Annotated in this window: 20 protein-coding genes; 12 read left to right on the top strand and 8 right to left on the bottom strand. The window is 57.0% G+C overall.

The window, feature by feature from the left end:
• Positions 1-71: 71 nt before the first annotated feature.
• The 9 genes from QMG40_RS07400 to QMG40_RS07360 all read left to right on the top strand — a co-directional run bounded on the left by QMG40_RS07400 (position 72) and on the right by QMG40_RS07360 (position 9,173).
• A complete protein-coding gene (locus QMG40_RS07400) occupies positions 72-2,315 on the top strand; it encodes an RNA degradosome polyphosphate kinase (RefSeq protein WP_283530005.1) in 2,244 nt (747 codons plus the stop codon).
• Positions 2,315-3,280, top strand: a complete 966-nt coding sequence (locus tag QMG40_RS07395) for an NUDIX hydrolase (protein ID WP_283530003.1) — start codon at positions 2,315-2,317, stop codon at positions 3,278-3,280. The genes QMG40_RS07400 and QMG40_RS07395 overlap by 1 nt, the downstream gene beginning before the upstream one ends.
• Positions 3,281-3,438: 158 nt before the next feature.
• On the top strand, positions 3,439-5,121 hold the full coding sequence (locus QMG40_RS07390; RefSeq protein WP_283530001.1) for a hypothetical protein: 1,683 nt from the start codon (positions 3,439-3,441) through the stop codon (positions 5,119-5,121).
• A gap of 6 nt (positions 5,122-5,127) precedes the next feature.
• Complete coding sequence (locus tag QMG40_RS07385) at positions 5,128-5,544, top strand: GntR family transcriptional regulator (RefSeq protein WP_283529999.1); 417 nt, start codon at positions 5,128-5,130, stop codon at positions 5,542-5,544.
• Positions 5,545-5,557: 13 nt separating this feature from the next.
• Entirely contained in the window at positions 5,558-6,376 is an 819-nt protein-coding gene (locus QMG40_RS07380) for a thymidylate synthase (RefSeq protein ID WP_283529998.1), read from the top strand.
• Complete coding sequence (locus tag QMG40_RS07375) at positions 6,373-6,957, top strand: dihydrofolate reductase (RefSeq protein WP_283529995.1); 585 nt, start codon at positions 6,373-6,375, stop codon at positions 6,955-6,957. The genes QMG40_RS07380 and QMG40_RS07375 overlap by 4 nt, the downstream gene beginning before the upstream one ends.
• A 108-nt stretch (positions 6,958-7,065) precedes the next feature.
• Positions 7,066-8,115 carry a WXG100 family type VII secretion target gene (locus QMG40_RS07370; RefSeq protein ID WP_283529993.1) on the top strand — a complete coding sequence of 350 codons (1,050 nt, stop codon included), beginning with the start codon at positions 7,066-7,068 and terminating at the stop codon, positions 8,113-8,115.
• A 45-nt stretch (positions 8,116-8,160) separates the two neighbouring features.
• Complete coding sequence (locus QMG40_RS07365) at positions 8,161-8,796, top strand: hypothetical protein (protein ID WP_283529991.1); 636 nt, start codon at positions 8,161-8,163, stop codon at positions 8,794-8,796.
• Positions 8,796-9,173, top strand: a complete 378-nt coding sequence (locus QMG40_RS07360) for a hypothetical protein (protein ID WP_283529989.1) — start codon at positions 8,796-8,798, stop codon at positions 9,171-9,173. Before QMG40_RS07365 ends, QMG40_RS07360 begins: the two co-directional genes overlap by 1 nt.
• Before the next feature lie 405 nt (positions 9,174-9,578).
• Here the strand turns inward: QMG40_RS07360 and QMG40_RS07355 are convergent, their stop codons facing one another.
• The 5 genes from QMG40_RS07355 to QMG40_RS07335 all read right to left on the bottom strand — a co-directional run bounded on the left by QMG40_RS07355 (position 9,579) and on the right by QMG40_RS07335 (position 15,623).
• On the bottom strand, positions 9,579-10,310 hold the full coding sequence (locus QMG40_RS07355; protein WP_283529987.1) for a hypothetical protein: 732 nt from the start codon (positions 10,308-10,310) through the stop codon (positions 9,579-9,581).
• 249 nt (positions 10,311-10,559) lie between these two features.
• On the bottom strand, positions 10,560-11,480 hold the full coding sequence (locus QMG40_RS07350; RefSeq protein ID WP_283529985.1) for an NADP-dependent oxidoreductase: 921 nt from the start codon (positions 11,478-11,480) through the stop codon (positions 10,560-10,562).
• Between the two features lie 47 nt (positions 11,481-11,527).
• On the bottom strand, positions 11,528-13,183 hold the full coding sequence (locus QMG40_RS07345; protein WP_283529983.1) for an MDR family MFS transporter: 1,656 nt from the start codon (positions 13,181-13,183) through the stop codon (positions 11,528-11,530).
• 23 nt (positions 13,184-13,206) lie between these two features.
• Entirely contained in the window at positions 13,207-13,689 is a 483-nt protein-coding gene (locus QMG40_RS07340) for a MarR family winged helix-turn-helix transcriptional regulator (RefSeq protein WP_283529981.1), read from the bottom strand.
• 56 nt (positions 13,690-13,745) lie between these two features.
• Complete coding sequence (locus QMG40_RS07335) at positions 13,746-15,623, bottom strand: AfsR/SARP family transcriptional regulator (protein WP_283529979.1); 1,878 nt, start codon at positions 15,621-15,623, stop codon at positions 13,746-13,748.
• 137 nt (positions 15,624-15,760) lie between these two features.
• On the opposite strand from QMG40_RS07335, the gene QMG40_RS07330 reads away from it, so the two are divergent.
• From QMG40_RS07330 to asd, 3 genes are all read left to right on the top strand, one after another.
• The gene (locus QMG40_RS07330; RefSeq protein ID WP_283529977.1) at positions 15,761-16,552 is read left to right on the top strand and encodes an SDR family NAD(P)-dependent oxidoreductase; all 792 of its coding nucleotides are present in this window, start codon (positions 15,761-15,763) and stop codon (positions 16,550-16,552) included.
• A gap of 404 nt (positions 16,553-16,956) precedes the next feature.
• Complete coding sequence (locus QMG40_RS07325) at positions 16,957-17,112, top strand: hypothetical protein (protein ID WP_283529975.1); 156 nt, start codon at positions 16,957-16,959, stop codon at positions 17,110-17,112.
• Between the two features lie 129 nt (positions 17,113-17,241).
• Positions 17,242-18,378: an aspartate-semialdehyde dehydrogenase gene (asd, locus tag QMG40_RS07320; protein ID WP_283529973.1), complete on the top strand. Its 1,137-nt coding sequence runs from the start codon at positions 17,242-17,244 to the stop codon at positions 18,376-18,378.
• 28 nt (positions 18,379-18,406) lie between these two features.
• Here asd and QMG40_RS07315 read toward each other — a convergent pair whose 3' ends face one another.
• The 3 genes from QMG40_RS07315 to QMG40_RS07305 form a co-directional block, all read right to left on the bottom strand.
• Positions 18,407-19,549, bottom strand: coding sequence for a winged helix DNA-binding domain-containing protein (locus QMG40_RS07315; RefSeq protein WP_283529970.1), 1,143 nt, complete (start codon positions 19,547-19,549; stop codon positions 18,407-18,409).
• A gap of 54 nt (positions 19,550-19,603) precedes the next feature.
• Positions 19,604-20,728, bottom strand: a complete 1,125-nt coding sequence (locus tag QMG40_RS07310) for a fatty acid desaturase family protein (protein ID WP_283529968.1) — start codon at positions 20,726-20,728, stop codon at positions 19,604-19,606.
• A gap of 185 nt (positions 20,729-20,913) precedes the next feature.
• Complete coding sequence (locus tag QMG40_RS07305; protein WP_283529966.1) at positions 20,914-21,999, bottom strand: UDP-N-acetylmuramate dehydrogenase; 1,086 nt, start codon at positions 21,997-21,999, stop codon at positions 20,914-20,916.
• Position 22,000 lies beyond the last annotated feature (1 nt).

Raw genomic sequence — 22,000 nt, 5'->3', positions numbered from 1 at the left:
GCTATTGCAGTCGGCATCGGATGCGGCTTGTAAGGTTGACTCAAGGCAATACCAACCACGAGGATTTTTTAATGAAGCGCGAATACAAGGGACCCGGGGCCACTGTGAGTACAAAGAGCCGGGAACGTTTTGTTTCAGGTGAAGTACCGGCCTCACGAGCTACTCAGGACCGGATTGAGATCCCCGAGTTTGAGCCAACACTCATTCCCGAGGGCGATATCAGCGCCGACAGGTTCCTTGACCGTGAGCTGAGCTGGCTGGCATTCAACGCCAGGGTCTTGGAACTTGCTGAAGATCCGGACCTGCACTTGTTGGAACGAGTAAACTTCCTGTCCATTTTCGCGTCCAACCTGGATGAGTTTTTCATGGTGCGGGTGGCGGGACTTAAACGCCGCATTGCTGCCGGGCTGGCGGTACCCTCACCTGCCGGGCTGAGCCCCATAGAAGTGCTGGAGCAGGTCAGTAACGCCGCCCACGAACTTCAGGCACGGCACGCCCATGTTTTTGCGAGCCAGATTCGCCCGGCACTGGCCTATGAACACATCCACTTGGTGCATTGGGATGAGCTCGATGACAAGGCCAAGTCCGCGTTGTCTAAAATGTTTGGCGATAAGATCTTCCCGATTCTCACGCCGCTGGCAGTGGACCCCGCCCACCCTTTCCCCTACATTTCCGGGCTGTCACTTAATTTGGCTGTTGTGGTTCGCAACCCTGTCAGTGAGAAGGAACTCTTCGCAAGGTTGAAGGTGCCGGATCTCTTGCCCCGTTTGGTTGCTGTTGATGGCCCCCGTGCCGGGACTGTCCCCGGGCGCGTGGCGCGCTTCATCCCGCTGGAAGAGGTCATCGCCGAGCACCTTGACCAGCTTTTTCCCGGCATGGAGATTGTGGAGCACCACTCATTCCGAGTCACTCGCAATGAAGACCTCGAGGTTGAAGAGGACGACGCCGAGAATCTCCTGCAAGCTCTGGAGAAGGAACTACTGCGTCGAAAATTTGGTCCCCCCGTCCGTCTCGAGGTCACCACCGACATCAACCCAAGTGTTCTTGCACTTCTTGTGCGCGAACTTGACGTTGATGAGGCAGAAGTTTATTCGCTGCCTGCTCCTTTGGATTTGCGTGGCCTGTCCATCATCGGCTCCATTGATCGTCCCGATCTGCGCTACCCCAAACATGTGGCCCACACTTCCCGGGACCTGAATGCTTCGGAAACCTCCAAGGCGGCTAACGTCTTTGCCGCCATGCGCCGTCGTGACATTCTGCTCCACCACCCCTACGATGCCTTCTCTACGTCAGTGCAGGCATTCCTGGAACAAGCGGCAACCGACCCCAAGGTTAGGGCAATCAAACAAACCCTGTACAGAACATCTGGGGACTCACCCATTGTGGATGCCTTGGTGGACGCTGCCGAAGCGGGTAAACAGGTTTTGGCTCTTGTTGAGATCAAAGCCCGATTTGATGAGCAAGCCAATATTTCCTGGGCCCGGAAGCTTGAACAAGCCGGGGTGCACGTTGTGTACGGCATTGTTGGTTTGAAAACTCACTGCAAGTTATCTCTTGTGGTGCGCCAGGAACAGGATGGGTTGCGCCGCTACTGCCACATCGGCACTGGCAACTATCACCCCCGCACAGCAAGATACTACGAAGATCTGGGGCTGTTGACCGCCGATAACCAAGTGGGCGAGGATCTGTCCAAGCTCTTCAATCAGCTCTCCGGATACGCACCCAAGTCATCCTTTGACCGTCTGCTAGTGGCTCCGCGCTCCGTGCGTTCAGGATTGATTGAGCGCATAGATAGAGAAATTGCGAACAAGAAGGCAGGGCTTCCGGCCCGAGTTTGCATCAAGGTCAACTCAATGGTGGATGAAGCCATCATTGACTCTCTATACCGTGCTTCTCAGGCCGGTGTGGAGGTTGGTGTGATTGTGCGAGGTATTTGCTCATTGCGTCCGGGCGTTCCGGGGCTCAGTGAAAACATAACCGTTAGATCATTCCTTGGTCGCTTCCTTGAACACTCGCGTGTGTTCACCTTTGCCAACAATTTAGAGCCAGTGGTTTACATTGGTTCCGCGGATATGATGCACAGAAACCTCGACCGCCGGGTTGAGGCGCTGGTTCAGCTTTCCAATGCGGAAGACATCGCCGAGGTCAACTCACTGCTTGAGCGCTATCTTGATCCGGGGACTGCCAGCTGGCATCTGGATAACGAAGGTCAGTGGAAGCGTTTCCATCTCGACAATGAAGGAAAACCTTTGCTCGATATCCAGTCATGGCTGCTCGCCAGCCGTTCACGTTCGCGATCAACACTGCACCGGTAATGCGCAACACTGAAAACCTCGAGGAAACCGTGGACGACGACGCTGCCGTCTCCATCTACGCTGCCGGAGCCCTTTGCTGGCGGATTAAGAAAAGGAAGCTTGAGCTCCTGCTGATCCACCGTCAGCGTTACGATGACTGGTCGTGGCCCAAGGGCAAGCTTGACGCTGGCGAGACGCTTGCCGAATGTGCTGTGCGTGAAGTGCACGAAGAGGTGGGTCTGCCCATCACCTTGGGCATTCCGCTGCCATCAATTCAGTACGTTGTAAAAGCCGGTCTGAAGGAGGTCCATTATTGGGCTTGTGCCACAGATGACATGCCTCCCATCCCCGATGGGAAAGAGGTTGACAGCGTTATTTGGTGCAGTCCCAACAAGGCTCGCGGACTACTGTCCAACCCTTCCGATTTGGAGCCTCTTGAGGCTTTGGTTGCGGCCTTTGAGGGCGGGACTCTAGCGACCTGGCCATTGCTGGTGATCAGGCACGCTAAAGCAAAGCCGCGGTCCGCATGGACCCGGGCGGAAGGTGAAAGGCCACTGGCCGCAACAGGTAAACGTCAGGCGCTGTATCTGCAGCGGCTCTTGATGTCATGGCATCCTGAGCGGATTCATACCAGCGGCTGGATGCGGTGCATAGCCACAATCTCCCCGTACGCCCAGGCAACAAAGGCCAAAGTCAAGGTGGTTCCGTGGTTGACCGAATCTGACCACAAGCGTCATCCAATAAAAACCGCTGCAGTTATAGACCGATTGCTGAGCAAAACAAGTGCCACGGCTGTCTGCACTCACCGCCCCGTTCTGCCAACGGTAATAGGTGCCCTGGCCACCCACATGTCCCCCGTTTTGGCCAGCTCATTGCCCATGATTGACCCATATCTTTCCCCTGGAGAGGTACTGATCGCTCATGTTTCCGCCACCGAGCCTGGGCGGATCGTGGCAGTGGAGCAACACAAACCATACGAGGACTGACCCGCCCCCGTTGAAGTTGGAGATGATGACACCACTCCGTCCTCCGGGGTGTCATCATCTCCAACTTCAACGGGGACCAAGGCTTTCCCTTCACCTCTTTGTACCGTACGCTCAGTACAAAGTGTTCGATACACAGCGTGATCATCGATGGGGAAATAGTGTTTGCACCAAACCTGACCGAAGTGTTAATCCTTCTGGGGCTAGTGGGCGTTGGCGTCACAGCCATCACCTACCTGATCCTGCGGCTCTTCGTGTGGAGTGAGCCTGCAAGCAAATCTTTGGAATACATCCGCAAACATGCCTTGTGGACAGGCATTCTTGCCTGGGCCTTGAGCAGCTTGGCCGGCGCAGCCCACGCCGGACTCTACGATCCCACACGGATTGCCGTGCCGGGGGAGCAGTGGACGCTGCTACCTTGGTTCGCGATCATTGCCCCTGCGGTGGCCGTTGTTGGTGTCAACGCCATTGGCCAGGCCACCTGGCCGGCACCAAAATCGGCAAAACGAGTGGCTGTTCTTGAATTTCGCCGGGCCCGGGACTATGTCCAACGTGGTTTGGGCTGGACGGTGCTGGGCGTCTTTGCACTCTCTGCCGGAGTGCTGGCATTCCTCTTTTTTGTCCCCGGATTTATATCCAGTCAGGGGGTCGTAGTGAGCCCATCCGGCGAATCCATTGTGAGCTATCAAGGACGCCTTCCGGGATACGTCTTGGCAACCGCGCTCACCGTCGCATTGCTGATCCTGAGTGCCGGAACATTGCTGGTCATGCGGCTTATTGCCTCCCGCAGATCTTTAGAAGCCCTCACAACCGATCAAAACACCACCCTTCGTGTCATTGGCATGAACAGAGCGCTCCGGGTGAGTGCCACGGTGGCCTCGGGCTTGGCTGGCATAGCCGGAAATTATCTCGCCCAACCAGCCCCGGACTCAGGCACTACCTCATGGACGAACTGGTTGGGCATCGTCAATGCGATGGTGCTGATCGCCATGCTCCTATGGAAGCCGCCTTTTCTTGACACTGAGATGGACGACGCCGGATACAACTCTTTGTTTGTCAACGGAACCTCGCAGGACCCTGCATGGAGAAACGGAGCCGGCGCAGCCAGACTGACTGGGACAGCCGGGATCGTGGCACCTGCCTCTGCCGTGGCTGGGCTTCTGCTGGGACTGAGCCTCACCCAGTGGTTTGGCTGGCTTGGTCCGCTGGCACTTGCGCTGGTGTTTACCCTCCTGACCCACCTCGGGCTGGAACTGCTGCTGCGCCGTAATTATGCTCCGCCCAGAAAAGTTGTGCCAAGTACAGTCGCGCCAAATACAGTCGCGCCAAATACAGTGCGGACTTCTCTGAAGGCGGGCGTTCCGGTTACTCTCACACTTGCCATCAGCATCAGCGCCGTGGCACTGATCCCGGCACTGATCACGGTTGCCGGGATCACTAGGGGCGGAGCGAATGACTGGCCAGGATTGAGCGGCTCAGCACCTCACTTCCTTGTCCCTCTAGTAGTTGTGCTAGCCGTTGTTGTTACAGGCGCCTGTGCTACAACTGTTGTCTGGCTGCGGCCCGCGCTGACGGATGTGGCCCCAGTACTTGAGCGGACATTGCGGCGGCGGGCCCTGTTCCGGATCCTTCGCACGGTTGCTGGTGGGTTATGGGCCGTTCTTGGCGCAGTCACCTTAAATATTGGCACCGCGCCGAGTCTCAGCGAAACAGCCCAGGATTCCGGCCTGGGGATTGTGGGCGTAGCTTTCCTGGTGCTTGCCGCTGTTCTGTGCTTTTATCCCGTCAGGAGCTTCACCCCGGCAGAATATCTGCCGGGCACGGCCGCCCGCGTGAGCAAGTAGCGTTGCATGGAAGCGCGGATTGTTATTGATCTTCAGACGGCCACCCCTCCCTACGAACAAGTCCAGAGACAAATCGCCTCCCTGATCGCTGTTGGCGAGCTGCAAATCGGCACCCGGCTGCCCACCATCCGCAGCTTGGCCGGCGATTTGGGTGTGGCCGCAGGCACCGTGGCCCGGGCCTACAAGGAACTTGAAGCGGCAGGACAAGTCACAACGAACCGCCGGCAAGGGACCGTGGTGGCGGGAACCGGAGTTGCTCAAACACAACCACAAAAGCCCCACCACCCACCTGAGGTAAGCAATGGGCTGGCGGTGCTGGCCGCCGTCGAACATCTCATACAAACCAGCGAAGAAGCAGGACTGGATGCGAAGACCCTGATTTCCCTGGTCCAAGGACAGCTGAACCGTCGAGGCTCCCAGTAGGTAGACTTGCCCCGTGACTATTTTGACCCCTTATGAGGACTTGCTCCGTGACGTACAGGCCAACGGTACCGCGAAGGCTGACCGCACGGGTACCGGCACCAGCAGCGTCTTTGGCCGCCAGCTACGCTTCGATTTATCCCAGAGTTTCCCGCTAATCACCACTAAACGGGTGCATTTCAAGTCGGTAGCCATGGAATTGCTGTGGTTCTTGCGCGGGGACTCAAATGTGAGTTGGTTGCAGGAGAACGGCGTAAAGATCTGGAATGAATGGGCCAACGACGACGGCGAACTCGGCCCCGTCTACGGCGTCCAGTGGCGCTCATGGCCTACCCCAGACGGGGAACATATTGACCAGATTGCGCAAGTCATGGATTCCCTGAGCAGCAATCCGAATTCACGCCGGCACATTGTTTCGGCGTGGAATGTGGGTGAGCTGGCGAACATGGCGCTACCGCCGTGCCACGCTTTCTTCCAGTTCTATGTTGCCCCCACGGAAGACGGCCGCGGAAAACTCAGCTGCCAGTTGTACCAGCGCTCTGCCGACACCTTCTTGGGTGTGCCATTCAACATTGCCTCTTATGCGCTCCTGACTATGATGGTGGCCCAGCAACTGGACATGGAACCGGGCGAGTTTATTTGGACAGGCGGGGACGTGCATATCTACGACGATCACCGGGAGCAGGTTGCCGAGCAGCTTTCCCGCACCCCTTACCCGTACCCACAGCTGCGCTTCACCCGCACACCTGAATCGATTTTCGATTATACTTTTGCTGATTTCGAGCTAGTCAATTACCAACACCACCCCACGATTAAGGCCCCGATCGCCGTATGAGTGAGACACCCTCCACACCCACGCGCTACCGTTTCACCCAGCCGATCATTGGCATGATTTGGGCGCAGACTAAGAACGGGGTAATTGGCGCAGACGGCGGCATGCCCTGGGCATTGCCGGAGGATATGGCCCACTTCAGGCGGGTTACCCGCGGCCACCCAGTGGTCATGGGACGACGTACATGGAATTCTTTCCCCGCGAAATTCCGTCCACTTCCGGAGCGCACCAACATTGTGGTGACGCGCCAGGCTGGGTGGGCAACAACAGCTGAGGCAAGTGGGGCGGTGGTTCTTGACTCGTTGGAAGAGGCACTTGTGCAGGCCCAGCTCTCCCCCGGCGGCAATGAAGTGTGGGTCATTGGCGGTGGTCAGGTTTACGAACAGGTCAAGGAGCATTGCAACGTCGCAGTCATCACTGTAATTAATACGGACGTACCAGGGGATACTCAAGCTCCTACTCTTGGTCATGAATTCTCTTTTCGCGGCGGCTCTCCTGTTGAGGGTTGGCACACCTCAAAAAACGGGACTGAGTACAGGATCACTCTCTGGGCACGGGGAGAAACAGAGTTCTCACAGGAGTAGCAATTCGTTGCCATGGGCAGTCCACCCCATCGCAACACGGCTTGGCCACGGCTAAGCTCTTTCTTGACTCATATTTCTGTTTCTGTCCTCTAGTAATCCGGAGCCACCATGTCACAAATGCTGGGCGCTGATGTTGAAGAACTGCGCGCGCTAGCCAGGGACTTCTCTGGCAACTCACAAAAGCTGGTGCAAGCACAAAAGCTGCTCGACGGCACAGTGAACCAGCTCCCGCGCTATTGGCAGGGGCCTGATGCACAACGCTTTGCCTCACAGTGGCGCGGCCAGCACCGCGGAGTTATTTCCCGTACGGCTGCAATGCTGGATGAAACCGCTACTGAACTTAACAGGCACGCCGTCGAGCAGGAGCAGGCAAGCTCCACCTCAAGCCTGACCGGTGGCGGTGGCACTGACGGCAAGGGAACGGAAAGCAATCCGGGTTCGGATTCCGAGGACAAAACCTGGTTTGATAAATACGTCAAAGAGCCCTGGGGCGTCTATAAATTCTTTCCTGACACGTTGAGAACTCTCCGAGATATCACCTTCACCGGCGATCTGCTACTCCACGCCAAGGACCTAAAAGCCGCGTGGGGAACCCCAGGGGCCATTGGCACTTTCATGGACTCTCGCTGGTTCAACATGGGCCCAACTACGAAGTTCCTGCACAACGGAGCTCAACTACTGGAGGGCGGGGAATACGCGCAATCGCTCGCCAGGGGACCTCACGCTGCCAAAATTGCGGGACTAGTCGATGGTGCCGGTAAGACTTTGGGCTGGGCTGGCGTGGCAATAGACGGCGCCTCGGGACTGAACAAAATCATTCATGGAAACGCTTTCGGTGAAGGGTACAAGGACGGTGACATTCTTGGAAACGTGAAAGTCGCCACTGATTCCGGTGCCGCAGATCTTGTCAGAGCGGGGATCGGCGCAGCCGCCTTGATACCCGGTCCACAACAACCGATTGCAATTCTGGCTACCGGAGCCATCGCTATCTACGACAATTGGGACAAGATCGAAGCCGGCGCCCAGTGGCTGGGTGAGAACGGTCCCAAGGCAGTTGAAGCCGTGAACGACTTCGCGGGCGACGTTGCCGAAAATACTGTTGCTGCTGTCAGCGACGTTGTAAAGAGTCCAGAGAAATTGTTGCCATGGAATTGGTGATCACAACTGTGAATAGCCCCCTAACAGACTTGAAGGAGACCTAGCATGAGCGTAGAAGAATCCATGGGCGGATTTGGCATCGCCGAGATCCAATACATGTTGTCCCGTTTTCAAAATCAATCTGCTGCAGTTGCTGCCGCCACGCTTCAGGCGCAGTACCCGGCTGATAACAAAGACATGCTACTCGCTGGCGCATCTTCACTCCTTGCCCGCGACTTGCTGGTCTCCGAAGACGGCGAGACAATGTTGCCAAAGGCTCTGGCTGCTGCAGCTGTCTACGCCATCGGAAATTCGACCCGCTGGGTCTCAGTGGCTTTCACCTCAGATAGCCAAGGCGCAGGCGTAGTTTATTTCCTGAACAACGAAGTCAATCTCATGATGCAGGGCCGTGGTTTGGGTGGTTGGTTCGCTTCGGCACAGAAAGCAGATGCGGACCTACCTGAAAGCTGGCTGGAAATGGCAAAGCTTTTTGCTCATGACAATGAGAATGCAGCAATTGTCTTCACATCAACGGATGAAGCAAGCAACCTGAGCAATGTGGCACTTCGGAGAAACCAGTCTGGTTGGGAAGCAGCTGCGGGAACTGGATCCGAGCAGACACTGCAGATTCCCGGGACCTTCAGTGATGCAGAGATCCGAACCTTACTTGCCGAAAAATTGTTGGCTAAACAGGACAGTTAATGACACACACCCCCCCAGAGACTCCGTCAGAGCCCTATGAGCCGCACCCCGCGAATCTGATCCGTGACCGTCAGAAGATGCGGAGCCAGTACGGACCGTTTTCCTACACGCGCGGCATGTATGTCCACGGGGCCCAGACCCCGCTGAAGCCACGTAATATACGGATTCGCAGCTCCATCCCCATCGTGTTTGCAGTCATTGTCGCGGCCTTTGGTGTTTGGTTTTTGCTCAATGACGGCTACCTCTCGGGAGTCTTGCTGATCTTCGCTTTCGCGGCCGCCATGCTTGCGCTCAGTTGGGTTGGTTTCCGAACAGCACGCATCCGTGAGAAGTGGGAACGCGAAAACCCGTCGCAGGCTAAGAACATCACTTACTGAAGTTCTTAGCCATGTGCGGCACCCATTGCACGGGCACCACCAAAACCCCCGTACAAATGATCAGGCATGCGCTTATACCCGCCCGCGCTGCTATGACACCGCGCTTAATGGCTGGAGAACTGGTAGCAGGCCGTTGAGCCGCAAAAAACTCGGAGTTGCCAAACTCTGAAGCGGGGCTATTGGATGTCCCTGCCCTCAAATAGGCCCTTTGGCTTCGCGCAAAGTCTCCGGCCAACCCAATAGATCAAACGGTGTTTGAGCGCTAGTGACGATACTTTCGCGGGCTTGGATTAAGACTGGTTCGACACCGAGCTTATTGGCACCAAAAGCAACCGTGGCAAGAACTGCTGTTAGCGGTAATGAAAAAGTTGCCCATTTACAGTCCCGTCCGGCCGGGGTGACTACTCACATCGATGGTTGCCTCACCGCCACCGCTAATGACCGTTGGGCTTCTTGACGTATTGCCTGTATTTCGCCGTTATTCTGAACATCCGTAAGTGTCGCTAGAGAATCAGGGTGGTTGAAACTCTCAAGAGCACGGACGATCTTCCATTGCAGCAAATCATCGTTGGGGTTCCCCTGGAATGTCTCGATCAGGCGATTAAGCGTGAGAACTTTGTCTCTTGGATCCACCTCAGAGTAAAAGCACATGAACCCAATCGCATCGATAACTTCAACAACTTCTTCCCGGGCGCCATCGGAAATCACCGAAACAAGCATCGGCAGAACGTGGGGATCCATTCGGGCGAGTACCCGAGCCACAATGTCTCGTGGAAGCGGATAGCTGGTTTTTCTAAATCTCTCCGGAGACGGATGCTTGTGCTGATTTGATCCAATTTTGCCAAGGCAGGCAGCAAGCAGCTGTGCGCACTCCAAGCCTCCGCTTTGAAGCGCCGTACAGAGCTCGAGCTTCGTATATAGCTTGGTTTCGCGTGTGAGTCGGTTTAAGAACATAGTGTTCAATGAATCGTCGACGCGGGGCATCAACGCCAGTAGACGGATAGCGCAGGATCTCTCAACAGCATCCTCGGCTTCAAGTTGCCGAATCAGCCCGTCCGTGGTCAGCGTGCGGAAACGGGCAAGGTCCTCCTCCGTGAGGAACCCCCGGCTACGCAATTGACTCTTCTGACTTTTCATTTGCTCTCACCCTAACTTGGGCTGGCACTAGACGGGGTTGCTGCGCCGGGCGTGCATGAGCTTCGGGAACGTAATCATGGTGGAACAGAGGAGGCGATCCTGCCCGCACTTGAAGATATGGTGGGATATCTCTGTCAACCGGAGGACCACCTGCTGGTGGTAATGACAACGAACTCACAGCGCACTTGGCGCAGGTGCAACGTTCAGAGACTGCGCTCAGGTTCCGCAAACGTGGCGTTGGCCGTGCGATTACCCAAGGTGCAGCACAACCTTTCCCCGAGCATGCCGGGTCGCTACCTTCTCCAGCGCAGCCAGGGCCTCCCCAAATTCGTAGACCTGCTCCAGTTCTACATGGATTTCACCGGAGGAGATGTCAACCATGAGTTGCACCAGTTCATCCTGAACATCCATCTGGTGAGGAACCAGCTGACACTGCACATCCCGTTCCGGGAGCAACTCATCGCCCGAAATCGTGACCAACGCTCCATAATCTTTGACCACAGGCAAACTATCGCTGGAGGTACCGGGCTGCACAGCGACCGCCGCGTCAACTCCGCCGGGCGTCCACGCCAGGACGCGTTCCTGCCACCTCGGGTCACGGTAATCCAACGCTATTTGTGCACCCAGAGAAAGAATGTGATCCTGATTTGCTGCCGAGGCAGATGCCGCAACCCGCCATCCTCGCTGGCGCGCGATCTGAATAGCCAACGTGCCGATGGCACCTGAGCCGCCGGCTACGAACAACGACCCGCCGGGTGGCATTGTTATCAACGCCCGAAATGCCCTGAGCACTGTGTTCCCTGCAACCGGCACGGCCGCAGCCTCTATGAACTCCATTCCAGTAGGAATCTGTACTATGAGCGCCCCTGCTTTGACGGCCACGAACTCAGCCCATGTTCCACCTTTTGGCTGCATTGAGCTGACAAAGGCAATACGCTCTCCGAGTTCACGGCCGGAGACTTTACTGCCGATCTGCTCGATCACTCCGGCAGCTTCAATACCGATTGGATACGGGTATTTGGCATCACGGGGCAAAAAGTAAGAATCGTGAATACCCACGCCAACGGCGTGCACCCGCACGAGCAACTCGTCTTCCTCGATTGCGGGTACGGGTACCTCTGACAGCTCGACAATCTGTGCACCGGGCTGCCGAATAACGAATGCCTTCATGGTGTTGCGCTCTATCTTGTTCAGTTTATGAGCGTAGCTGTACTTTCTTAGCTTGGCGTGGGCCCCGTTGGCGTGTCCCGATCCACAGCGCAATCACCTGATACAAGACCCGAATCAGCATCAGAGGCTGAACCGTCTTCAGGATTAGTGGCGGGCTTCATCCCTATTGTGCTCCGAAGAGGAGTCCCCCGCACTGCCACAATCGCTAGGACGGAGACCGCCGCAATCATCGCTGCGATCATAAATATGGGACCGAACGCGTCAGCATATGCGTTGTGGAACACCTGCTGTATCGATTCTGGCAGACCACTGATATCCAGCTGGGTCTCACCCGACCCTCCTGAAAGCGCATCAGGCTTTATGCCCATGGAGCCTAGTCCCTTGGCAATATTCGTGCCAACACGACTCGTCAGAACACCACCCAAAACTGCTACACCAATAGCCCCGCCAAGAGAACGGAAGAAGGCGATGGCAGCCGATGCCGCACCAACTTCACTAACGTCAACTGTGTTTTGAACGGCGAGAACAACGTTCTGCACCAAGGCACCAATCCCCAAACCCATAAGAGCCATAAAGATGGCCACAAAGAGGTACGAGGTATCGCGATCAATGGTTCCCAGACCGATCAGACCAATCAGCATGATCACACTGCCAATCATCATCACCGGCTTCCACTGACCAATTCGGCTAACGATTTGCCCGCCGATGGTTGCTGACAGCATTTGGGCAACGATCATCGGTATTGTCATCAGCCCGGCCTGTGTGGGACTCACACCGGCTCCCAGCTGGAAGTACTGAGCCAGGAACACACCCGAACCAAACATGCCCACACCCGCCCCGACACTGGCCACGATCATCCATGCTGCGGTCTTGTTGCGCAGCACGCGGATTGGAATCATCGGTTCAGGTGCCCGCAGCTCAACGAAGACCGTCAAAGCAGCAGCGATCAGGAAGGCGAGCAGGAACAACCCCGACTGCCAGGAGATCCAGTCATAGTCGCTTCCGGCGAAAGTCACCCACAGCATGGGCAATGCTGCCGTGATGGAGACCAGCACGCTACCAAGGTAGTCAATCTTGACTTTGCCGCGCGGCACTGCCGGTAAATGTAGTTTCATCTGAAGCAAAATTAATGCAATAACTGCAAGTGGCACACTCACGAAGAAGCACCACCGCCAGTCCAACGCGTCAGTGATCACACCGCCCAGAAGCGGCCCGGAAACGGTTGCCACCGCCATGACGGCTCCCATGTAACCGGCGTATCGGCCACGTTCCCGCGGCGCGATAATCGAGCCCATAATTGATTGGACCAAGGCCATCAGACCGCCCATGGCCACTCCCTGAACGGCTCGTGCAGTCATCATCATGGCGATGGAGGTGGAGAATCCAGCAGCTACCGAACCTGCCACAAACATGAGAATAGCTATCTGCGCCAAGAGTTTCTTATCGAAAAGATCGGATAATTTCCCCCAGATCGGGGTAACAATCGTCATCGCCAGAAGACTGGCTGTTATGACCCAGGTGTACTGGCGCTGAGTGCCATGCAGATCGGCCATAATGGTGGGCAAGGCCGTGGAAACGATCGTCGTGGAAATTAACGCAGTGAAGAGCGCCGCCAGCAGCCCCGTCATGACCTGCAAAATTTCGCGGTGCGAATACTCCCGTGGTTCAGTTGCCGGTCTAGTTGTGGACCGGTAGGTGCTCATACGTTAAAGTCCCCCTTCCGTTATCAGTGCTCTTTCAAGGACGGCTTTGCCGCTAGCTGGACAGTGTCAGGGGTCTGAGTAACTTCAATCAGGTGCACGTTCAAGCGCTCCAGGATACTGATCGCGTGGGCAGCGTCGCTCGGAGACCAATCAGCCAAGGACTCCGCGAACCTGCGCACGGCCTGGCTCTCGCTTTCGATGAGATTGGCTCGTCCGTGCTCTGTGATTGAGATCAAAAATGCTCGGGCATCTTGAGGGTCAGCACGCCGTTGAACCATGCCGTCCGCTTCAAGGGAATCAATGGCACGCGATGCAACGGGAGCGGAGACCAACAGCTGGTGGGCCAACTCCCCCAATCGTGCGTCACGATGATGCAAATACTGCAGGAACCCAAATTTGGTTCCAGTCAGCGACTTATCCCGGCTGCGCTGACCGGAGATTCTAAAGGTGCGGCTGATTTGGACCATCTCCGAAAGGATCTGGCCGGCGTCATCGTAGTCAATCATGTGCACTTCCTTTGCTTACCGCAAGTAACCCTAATGTATTTACTTACCGTAAACAACTATATTGTTATGCGCAGGAACTCAGCAAGTTTTCTCAGCAGCGGTGCTATGGGGCCAAGATCAACGGCCCCACTACCGCTTGCGTACTCTTCTGTGGCTGGCAGAAGGGCAGTAAGGGCGCGTTGCCCAGCCTTCGGGTGACCGGCCTCAATGGCGGCCAGCGCGATCAGGAACCATGAAACTTCGAGCAGTAAATCCTGCGGCGGTTCCGGAAAACCATCCAGGGCAGCCAGAGCCTCCTCATGGGGCCCTTTTCGAGCAAGCAGGAGGGGCCGAACCCATGGTTCGTAGGGTCCAAATTCTCCATCGGGCAATTCGTTTGCTGTCCGGATAGCTCGAGTCAAGGCTTCCAGCTCGGGTAGCCCAACCCTAAACCCTGGCATTTCTTGTCCGTCAGACGGGGGCGGACCAGCCACGAAGGTCCATCGAAACCATGAGGTGAAAACGGAGGCAAGGGGGCGGTCAAAACGCGTTGCCAGTACGTCAATACAGTCCGCTTCTTTTGCTGCGGCGTCAATGGTCCCAAGAGCGCAAAGTGCCTGCATCCTGATCAAGCGCCCCTCGATCTCGAAGGTTGGCAGCTCAGCCGCCACAGCTAGTGCAATGATCTCCGATCCCAGCACTTCGCGAACCCGTGCATACCCGGTTGTTTTGAAGGTCTGTAGATAGCGGGCGCTGAGCGCGAAGCAAAGAAGTGCAGGATCGCCCAGGCGTCGCGCGATTTCCTCAGCTTGAGCCGCTTCCTTGAGCCGCCCCGCTGTTCCGCGTGACTCCATAGCCACGGTGGCAAGAAGCCTTGCCCGTACACGCTCTGATGCCCCAGGCGGTAGTGCCGAGAGGGCGCCCAAAGCTGCCAAGGCGATCGAAGCGGATAAGGCTGGATCATCTGATCGGCTCCAGCTACCGGGAACATCGAATCCACCAATGACACGTGCGCTTAGTTCCGGGTCACCCAGTTGCTCAGCAGCCAAGATTGCGGACAAACGCTGTTCCCCGGCGAACTCTACCGAGCCGGAGGCAGCCAACAGTGGGAGGAGGACTGTCAGCGACTCGAGTTGGGACCGCGAACCTGTCCGCGCACTGGCAACAGCTGTGCGCACAAGGATCGAATCGTCCTCTATATCCAATGCGGGATCATGACACCTGATGCTCCGCTCAAGCTCGGTCAAACGATCTCCTGGTTCCAGCCCAAGCCCCTCCAACAGGGTTGAACGGGCGTGGGTCAGAACGGCGATAGCATCACCTTGACGGTCCACGCGGTAGAGAGCCAGTGCCAGCAGCCGCCAGCCTTCCTCTCGCCAAGGATGCTCCACAACGTGAGCGTCGAGCAGGTTCAGGACCTCTTTGGGACGCCCCAGCTCAAGCCGTGCCTGTGCCAGAGCCTCGAGACCTGCCGCGCGAAGATGGGTAATCCGGGCTCGTTCATGCCTAGCCCACGGGCGTGCACTGAACTCTTGGAAAGCTTCACCGTGCCAACGCTGCATTGCGGTACTCAACAACAATTCACGCGCCTCGGTGTTTAATCCAGGAGCGTCCGCAATTGCCTTCTCAGCACACCAGAGATCAACGGTGATTAGGCTGCTTGTCAGCGCATAACCCTCACCTATTGTCACAATGATCGATGGCGGCATCCGGGGTGGGCGTTCGGGTTCTAAGATGCGCCGCAGTTCCCCAATGAAGGTGCGAACGGCGCCCACTGCTCCTGCCGGGGCATCCTCCCACAGCTCCTCGATTAAACGGGCCGTGGACACCGTCCTGCCGCGCGCGGCCACCAAAATTCCGATGATCTCGCGATGTCGGGCTTTGGAAAGATGCAGGGAATGGTTCTGAATCTCCGCACGGATCGGGCCAAGGACACAGATTCCAAGCTTGTTCACCGACCCAGTCTAGTTCGCAGCCGCAACCCGCTGATCGTGGGCTGATCCATGTATGGAATTCTCGCTTTGAACCCGTGTTGGAATTACCTGCACGGTAAGAGGCAGCCGTTTTAGCGTGCGCCGGAAATGAGAGAATTATGGATCTGCAGCTCAAGGGGAAAAAGGCATTCATCAGCGGCTCGAGCCAAGGAATTGGTTATGCCATCGCCCAGGCTTTGGCCGCAGAGGGTGTTGACGTCACACTGAACGGCCGTGATGGCGCAAAGCTATCCGCGGCGGTTGATGCGCTGCGGCAGGAAGTACCTGCGGTGACTGTGGGCGGTATTGCAGCTGACTTCACTGATCCCGAACAAGTGGACAGGCTGTGTGCCGAACTCGCCGACGTTGACATTCTTATCAACAACGTTGGAATCTTTGAGTTGAAGTCGTTTGAAACAATTTCTTCCGCCGACTGGCAGCTGTATTTTGATGTGAACGTGCTCAGCGGGGTGCGACTTGCCCAGCACGTCCTGCCTGTCATGCTGGCGCGCGGGTGGGGCCGGATCATTTTCGTCAATAGTGAGTCCGCCGTCAATGTGCCGGCTGAAATGATCCACTACGGCGCCTCCAAGGCCGCCATGCTGGCGGTTGGAAATGGTTTGGCAAAACTCACTCGCGGCACGGCAGTGACAGTGAACACGGTACTGGGCGGCCCCACATACTCCGATGGCGTTGCACAAACCGTCCAGGAGCTTGCACAACAATCAGCCATGCCGGTCATGGACATGAAAAAAGCGATTATCGCAACAAATCAAACCTCCCTACTGGAGCGCTTCATCGAGCCAGGTGAGATCGCGGACATGGTCACTTTTTTGGCCAGCCCCAACGCATCGGCAACCAACGGCGCCGCGGTACGGGTGGATGGGGGTGTGCTGACAACTCTGCTCTAATGCTCTGCGGCTTCACAATGGTCCCGGAACTGGCTGAGCGGCAGGTGCTAAAATTCTCTTTTAGCTCAACTGACGAATATAAGCTCAGGCGGATAGGAGTGCTCACATGGTGTTCGGCACCATCAAGTACTGGTTTCGCAAAGACACTCTCGGACAGATCCTCCGCGATGACGCCGTCACCACGGCGCACGCAGCTGCCATTGCCAGGGGTGAATCGCGAATCCTCGCCTCCGGCAAGGACGGCAACCTCTTCAGCTATAAATTAGAGGAATATGGTGCCGAGCGAAACTCGCGGATGCCCATCACCTCAGTGGTGGGGCATATTGCCTGGACAGGGATGTGGGCCATTATCACTGCTGGATTATTAGGAACATCCGTTTCTTTTAGTCTCCAGTGGCGCCCGCATGCCTGTCGGCTCCGAGTGGATCGGCGTGCTCGTCATGACAGTGCTGGTGCTGCTTTTTGGCCTATTTTTCGTCGATGGGCTTCGGGACCTTCTCAAAGAGATCAAGGCAGCCAAGCTACGCAGACTCCGCGGCATTCCACGCCCCATCGACTAGCTCGCGACGCCCCACAGAACAGGCGCCCCAGAACAGTCGCACGCCCGCACAAGTTACCTCACGGCGTCGTACTTGTTCATCCAGTGAACTGACTTCAGCCAATTTGCCCCTCCCGACTAAACTGGCACCATGACCAATAACAGTGTTCCTTCCGTCGGCCTGGTTGGCTGGCGTGGCATGGTCGGCTCCGTTCTGCTGCAGCGCATGCAGGACGAGGGCGACTTCAGCGATATCAACCCCGTCTTCTTCTCAACTTCCAATGCTGGCGGTGACGCCCCCACCATTGCCGGAGCCGGCGATGCCGGCAAACTCGAAGACGGCTTTGACATTGACACTTTGGCCAAACTTCCCATTATTGTCACCGCTCAGGGCGGTGACTACACCCAGCGCGTGCATAGTGAACTACGCAACCGCGGCTGGGATGGATTGTGGATGGACGCCGCGTCAACACTGCGCATGAACGAGCAGTCCATCATTGTTCTGGACCCCATCAACCGCGAAGCGATCGATGCCGGCCTGGCTAACGGCACCAAGGATTTCGTGGGCGGGAACTGCACTGTCTCTTGCATGCTCATGGGCTTGGGCGGACTATTCAAAAACAACCTGGTCGAATGGGGCACAGCCATGACCTACCAGGCTGCTTCAGGTGGCGGGGCACGCCATATGCGTGAGCTTTTAAACCAGTTCGGTACGCTCAATTCCGAGGTCTCCAGCGAGTTGAACAGCCCAGCCTCGGCCATCTTGGACATTGACCGCAAAGTCCTTGCCCACCAGCGCGAGGGAATAGATTCCAGCCAGTTCGGCGTTCCCTTAGCCGGCTCTCTCATCCCGTGGATCGACGCCGATTTGGGCAATGGCCAGTCACGGGAGGAATGGAAGGCCGGTGTTGAAACCAATAAGATTCTTGGCACTTCGGCGAGCAACAAGGTCATTATGGACGGGCTGTGTGTGCGCATTGGCGCCATGCGTTCCCACTCACAGGCACTGACCTTAAAGCTTCGGGAGGATCTCCCCGTGGCGGAGATTGAGTCGCTGCTCGCTAATGATAATCAGTGGGCCAAGGTGGTACCCAATACCAAGGAAGCCTCCATGGCGGATCTGACCCCGGTGGCTGCTTCCGGCACGTTGGATGTGCCCGTGGGCCGTATCCGCAAGTTGGAGATGGGCCCTGAGTACATCAGCGCGTTCACCGTGGGCGACCAGCTGCTCTGGGGTGCCGCAGAACCGTTGCGCCGCATGCTCAAGATCGCCATCGGCACTCTATAGCTGGTAGCTAGCCAGTTTTCACTCTGGTCTAGGCGCCACTGCCGAACAAGAAAGCGCTATAGTTTGCCGCTGATTTAGCCAGGGTCTTCTGCTGCGCCGGGCTGATCTGTATAAACAGTTCTGGAAGTACGACGCCGGCCACTTGCCTTTCTTTCCTCTTGGCACCTTGCGCTTTGCGCCAGGTGCCTACAACCTGTCCCCCAGCTACGATGGTGGCCTTGAACATGCCGTTGTTCCCTGGCACGGTCAGCGGAGCGTGGTGCGGAGCAAGCGCTGCGCTGCGGTCTGTGTATCCCAGCAGGTATTCATCAAAGCCCGGCAGCAGCAGTACGGAGCTGTTCCCGGGCAGCCGGCCCCCGGCCAGTTCAGCCGTTTCCGGTGCCAGCCAATAAGTGGTGCCGTTGCATTCTAAGGTAGTGAGCTGGTTGGCGATTTGGGCCAGTGCCGTGTTGATATCTTTGCGGGTTAGTTTGCTCCACCACTGGAAATCCTTGATAGTGGCGGGGCCGTGGCCGCGAAAATAGCGCAGTGCCAATTCAGCCAGAGCCTGATCCCTTTCCAGATTCCTTGGTTTTTTGATCCACATTTGCGAGCTAACAAAGAACTGGGTAGTTCCCTTGCCCACAGCAGTGCTGACCGGACCTTGCACCAGGGTCCCTTGGATGCACAACCTCCACAGGAGATGAATGCCACGCTGCGCAGATGTGCCTTGGCCTGCCTGCTCGAAGGCGGCAAACAGTTCCACGCGGCTGGCTCGTCCGCCAGAGTTATCCAACAGTCCCAAGGCCAGCTGGCGCACCGACTGAAGATCCGCCGTCGTAATTTCCAACTGTCTATGCCGACCCGCCATGGCAGCGAGCATCCGCTCCCCTGTCAGGGAGAGTATCCAGCCAAGGTCTTCGGCGGCGCACACATGCAGGGTACCGCGCAGGGGCCAGGACCTCACCAGCTCTCCGCCGTTGAACGCCGCCTCAATATCCGTCCGGGTACTCCCGGGTGAGCGCAACCCTATTGACCACAGTGCCCCGGGTAAGTCCTGGCCCTGCAGCGCTGTCAGGGAACGCACAACGTCCACCGGCCCCGGGCTGGGACAAGTGGACGTTGAGGGAATAATTCCCAAGCTGGCAAGTCGCAGCTTGGCAAGGATTGCTGGTGTGGCCTTTACACTCATTCGCCTAATCTACGGGCTGGGGAAGCATCTGGCACCCCCGCTGGTGAGCAGAAGTTACCGGGCGCTTCGCATATTTGCCGTGATGGGGCATTCAAAGGGGTCACGCTGGCCAAGGCCAACACGGTTGAGGTAACGCATCACGATCATGTATGACTGTCCCAGCGTGGTCTCTGTGTAAGTGATATTCCGCTCTGCACAGTACTGGCGCACCATGGGCTGGACAGCCTTCAGGTTCTTGGAGGACATCGTGGGGAAGAGGTGATGCTCAATCTGGTAATTCAAACCGCCCATGCCTGCATCAACCCACCAACCACCGGTGATATTACGGCTCATGAGGGTCTGGCGGCGCATGAAGTCGATCTTGACGTCTTTGGGGACCAGCGGCATGCCCTTGTGGTTCGGGGCAAAGGAGCCGCCCATGTACAAACCAAGGGCCATAACCTGTACAACGATGAAGGCAATGCCAATGCCCCAACCAAGGAACCATACGGTGAACGCAGGCATGACCACCAGACGGAAAACGAGCATTGCGATCTCGGCACCACGTTCCGGCATGACCTGCTTGCGGTCCAGCACACGCCGCACTGCTGCGATGTGCAGATCAAGAGCAGCCAGCGTCAGCAGCGGGAAGAAGAATGCGCCCTGACGGCGGGCGAACCACTTGGCAAAGCCGGTGCGCTTGGCAGCATTTTCCGGATCAAACACCAGAGCGCCCGGATCAATATCGCCATCCACGCCAATCTTGTTCGGGTTCAGGTGGTGCTTGCCGTGCTTGTTCATCCACCAGCCATACGACAAGCCCACGAACAAGTTACCGGCGATCCGGGCAAGCCATGCGTTTTTCTTCGCCGAAGCAAACACCTGACGGTGCGCGGCATCATGGGAAATGAAAGCGGTCTGTGTGCACATGAACGCCAACAGGACAGCCGTCACCATCTGCCACCAGCTCTGCCCCAACGTCAGGAACAACGCCAAGACCGCCAAATATCCGATTCCCTGGCGAATGAACCTGCCCACGTACCACTTAATGTCTCGCTCCATGAGACCAACCGCGCGAACCTGCTCGCAAAGCTGGATGAAATCCGTGACTTGGCGATCCCGTGCCGGGCGCTTGCGCGCAGGCTTGATGACTGGTGCGCCGTCCAACGCTTCGGTGGTGTCAAGTGTTGCAGATGACATTGTGCTCCTCTTGCTGTCTCACGGATGCCCAATCATCACGTCAACGAAAAAGTTCTAATCTAGCTTCTACGTTACGCAAGGAGGCGGTAGCACACATCACTCCCCAGTGCCATTTTACCCCCCTACCCGGGTATGGTCTGAGCCAACGAACCGCTATATCCCTTCGAGGCAAGCTCAGCTGAGCGTTAGAGCGAGCACCCCACCAGCACCGGTTCCGGCTCCAGGACAATACCAAATTGACGTACGACGCCGTCGCGCACCTCCCGGGCAATCGCCAGGATATCGGCGGCACTGGCCCCGCCACGATTCGTGATTGCCAGGGTGTGCTTGGTGGACAAGGACGCCCGTGCCGGAGTTTGCGCCCCATGATCTGCACCCTCCCCTTCACCGGCAAGACCGAAGCCTTTGGAAAAGCCGGCCTGCTCAATGAGCCAAGCGGCGCTGAGCTTCACCAGCTCCCCTGCCGTCCAGCGGGGCGCGTCTGTTGGCAGCGTGTTGGCCACCTCTTCTGTCACCAGTGGGTTGGTGAAGAACGAACCGGTGGAAAAAGTGTCGCGATCCTCTACATCCAGCACCATTCCTTTAGAGGCCCGCAGAGCCAGGACAGTGTTGCGGACCTCAAGGGAATTGGCGCGCTTGCCTATCTCAACGTCAAGGCGGCGGGCAAGTTCCGAATATTTGATGGGAGCGCTCATCCGGCCAAGAAGCAGCTGAAACTCAACTGTTAGGACCACGTACCGTGGGGAGCCGTTGACTGTGGTGGCTTTCAGCAGTGAATCACGATACCCGAATTTTAGCTCGTGGTTGGTGAAGGTCTGGACAGCACTTTCTTTCCTGTCCCAAACCCGCACGGCCGCAATGCTTTGGCCAACTTCGCAACCGTAGGCACCCACGTTTTGTACGGGGGTGGCGCCGGTGCTCCCAGGAATCCCGGACAGCGCTTCAATTCCACTCCAGGCGTGCAGCACGCTTTGGTGCACAAAGTCGTCCCAGTCGTGCCCTGCCTGGACAACCACAGAAGCACCACCACAGGTGTCTTGGGAGTTCGCTGCGTAACCTTGGCTGGCGATTTTCAAGACAGTTCCAGCAAAGCCGTCATCACACACAACTAAGTTGGAGCCACCGCCAAGAACCAGTAGCGCCTCCCCGGCATCGTCGGCTGCTTTAACGGCGGCAATGATCTGGGCCTCGGTGGTGGCAACCACGTATTTGTGTGCCGGCCCGCCCACCTCAAGGGTTGTCAGGGAAGAAAGATACTTTTGCGCATTCACA

This window comes from Arthrobacter antibioticus, assembly GCF_030063205.1.
In the GTDB taxonomy this organism is placed as follows: Bacteria; Actinomycetota; Actinomycetes; order Actinomycetales; family Micrococcaceae; genus Specibacter.
The sequence above is the reverse complement of the archived record's forward strand: the minus strand, read 5'-3'. Positions and strand labels throughout refer to the sequence as shown.

Excerpts from the sequence above, each read along its gene's own strand:
- QMG40_RS07385 (WP_283529999.1), top strand. The coding sequence starts at position 5,128 with ATGGAAGCGCGGATTGTTATTGATCTTCAGACGGCCACCCCTCCCTAC.
- QMG40_RS07400 (WP_283530005.1), top strand. The coding sequence starts at position 72 with ATGAAGCGCGAATACAAGGGACCCGGGGCCACTGTGAGTACAAAGAGC.
- QMG40_RS07340 (WP_283529981.1), bottom strand. The coding sequence starts at position 13,689 with ATGATTGACTACGATGACGCCGGCCAGATCCTTTCGGAGATGGTCCAA.
- QMG40_RS07375 (WP_283529995.1), top strand. The coding sequence starts at position 6,373 with ATGAGTGAGACACCCTCCACACCCACGCGCTACCGTTTCACCCAGCCG.
- QMG40_RS07395 (WP_283530003.1), top strand. The coding sequence starts at position 2,315 with ATGCGCAACACTGAAAACCTCGAGGAAACCGTGGACGACGACGCTGCC.
- QMG40_RS07365 (WP_283529991.1), top strand. The coding sequence starts at position 8,161 with ATGAGCGTAGAAGAATCCATGGGCGGATTTGGCATCGCCGAGATCCAA.
- QMG40_RS07325 (WP_283529975.1), top strand. The coding sequence starts at position 16,957 with ATGCCTGTCGGCTCCGAGTGGATCGGCGTGCTCGTCATGACAGTGCTG.
- QMG40_RS07370 (WP_283529993.1), top strand. The coding sequence starts at position 7,066 with ATGTCACAAATGCTGGGCGCTGATGTTGAAGAACTGCGCGCGCTAGCC.
- QMG40_RS07310 (WP_283529968.1), bottom strand. The coding sequence starts at position 20,728 with ATGTCATCTGCAACACTTGACACCACCGAAGCGTTGGACGGCGCACCA.
- asd (WP_283529973.1), top strand. The coding sequence starts at position 17,242 with ATGACCAATAACAGTGTTCCTTCCGTCGGCCTGGTTGGCTGGCGTGGC.
- QMG40_RS07345 (WP_283529983.1), bottom strand. The coding sequence starts at position 13,183 with ATGAGCACCTACCGGTCCACAACTAGACCGGCAACTGAACCACGGGAG.
- QMG40_RS07330 (WP_283529977.1), top strand. The coding sequence starts at position 15,761 with ATGGATCTGCAGCTCAAGGGGAAAAAGGCATTCATCAGCGGCTCGAGC.
- QMG40_RS07355 (WP_283529987.1), bottom strand. The coding sequence starts at position 10,310 with ATGAAAAGTCAGAAGAGTCAATTGCGTAGCCGGGGGTTCCTCACGGAG.
- QMG40_RS07315 (WP_283529970.1), bottom strand. The coding sequence starts at position 19,549 with ATGAGTGTAAAGGCCACACCAGCAATCCTTGCCAAGCTGCGACTTGCC.
- QMG40_RS07360 (WP_283529989.1), top strand. The coding sequence starts at position 8,796 with ATGACACACACCCCCCCAGAGACTCCGTCAGAGCCCTATGAGCCGCAC.
- QMG40_RS07350 (WP_283529985.1), bottom strand. The coding sequence starts at position 11,480 with ATGAAGGCATTCGTTATTCGGCAGCCCGGTGCACAGATTGTCGAGCTG.